At 79.8% G+C, this 1,679-nt stretch carries 1 pseudogene; it reads left to right on the top strand.

Annotated features, from left to right (window positions below):
* A pseudogene (locus F6X68_RS33805) lies at positions 1-1,679 on the top strand (hypothetical protein); the annotation flags it as partial.

Below are 1,679 nucleotides of genomic sequence, written 5' to 3'. Positions count from 1 at the left end.
GGCGCGGCGACCGGCGGACTGGCCCGGTGGCGGGGCCACCCGCCGCTGGTCAGCGGCGCGACGGGGGTGGCGGGACCGGCGCTTGTCGCGTTCGCCTACCTGACCGCCGGTCCGGGCGACACCGCAGACCGCTACCAACTCACGCCGTACTACGCGGCGCTGCTCGCGGTGGCCCTCGGCGCGCTCGGGTCGGCCGCGGCCGCGCTGCTGCGCTGGCCGCTCGTCACGCGCACCGCCCCCACCGGGGCCATCGAGCCGACCGACATCCTCCGGCCCCTGCCAACCGGTCCGGCCCTGCCGCAGACCCCGGCGCCCACCGGCGGGAGCGACGAGCCGGAGACGGTCGACCTGGCCGGCGCCACCCTGGTCGTCGCCGACCAGGCCAGCGGCGGTACGGGCTCCGGCGCGGTCACCGCCGCCACCGGCGACGGCCCGGCACCCCGGGCCGTGCCCCCGCACTGGGACTGGCCCGCCGACGGAGGAACAGTCCCGGCTCCCGCCGCCAACGTCCGGGCGGGCGCGGTTCCCGCGTGGACGGCCGAACCGCCGGCTTCGACTCCCGGCAACCCGCCCACAGTCGACCGGGGCCGCGAACCGGAGCCCACCCGCACCCAGGACAGCACCGACGAGCGCGCCCCGGGCACGTCGTCCGCACCGGGTGCCCCGGCCCCACCCTTCGCGGCCGCACCGGTCGCACCGGTGGCACCGGTCGCACCGGCCGCACCGGCGGCACCGGCCGCACCGGCCGCACCGGTGGCACCGGTGGCACCGGTCGCACCGACTGTCCCGGCTGCACCGGCTGCTCCGGTCGCGCCGCTGGCACCGACCGGCCCGGCCACCCCGACCGTCCCGGCGGTGCCGGTCGCCGACGAGGCGCCGCCAGCCGGGAAGACGGCCCCCGACGCGCAGCCCGCCGGGGAGGTGACGGCCGCCGCACGGTCGACCGGAGGGGCGACGACTGCGGCACAGCCGGTCGGGGCGGCGGCGCCCGACGGACAGCCGGCCAGCGCAGCGACTCCCGCAGGCCAGCCGGCAGAGGGACCAACACAGCCGGCCGAAAGACCGGCACCCGCAGGACAGCCGGCAGAGGCAGTCGCCGACCAGCGGGTCGTCCCGAACGCGCCCAAGCCCCGCCGCACCCGTAAGCCCCGCTCGACGCGCCAGCCCGCCGCCCCGGCGGCACCGGAGGGTGCGGGCCCGGTACCCGTCGCCACGGGCGCCCCCGAGACCGGGGCCGCCGAGCCCGGCGCGGCGATGTCGTCGCCGTCCACGGACGCCTCCGCCGCGCCCGACACCACGCCCAGCACGACCGCACCCGGCACGACGACCAGCCCCCAGCTCGGTGCCCCGGCCGGCACCGGACCCGACACCGCGACCGGCCCCGCGCTCGACGACACGACCGGGTCCGAGCCCGGCACCACCATCGGGTACGAGTCCGGCACCACGACCGGGTACGAGTCCGGCAACACGACCGAGGCCAGGTCCGGCAGCGCGACCGACGCCAAGCCCAGCAGCACGACCGGTCCCGAGTTCGGTGCCGCTGCGGCCGACGCCGCGCCCGGCAGCACGGCCGTTGCGGGTTCCGGCGTACCGCGGCCGGACGACAGCGGCCACCACGCGGTGCCGCTCTTCGCGGCGGACGGCGAGGCGGCTCCCGGCCGGGCCGTCGGGCCGGACGC

It is taken from the genome of Micromonospora sp. AMSO12t, assembly GCF_008806585.1.
GTDB lineage: Bacteria > Actinomycetota > Actinomycetes > Mycobacteriales > Micromonosporaceae > Micromonospora > Micromonospora reichwaldensis.
Note: the sequence above shows the minus strand (reverse complement) of the source record. Positions and strands in the feature narration are given on the sequence as shown.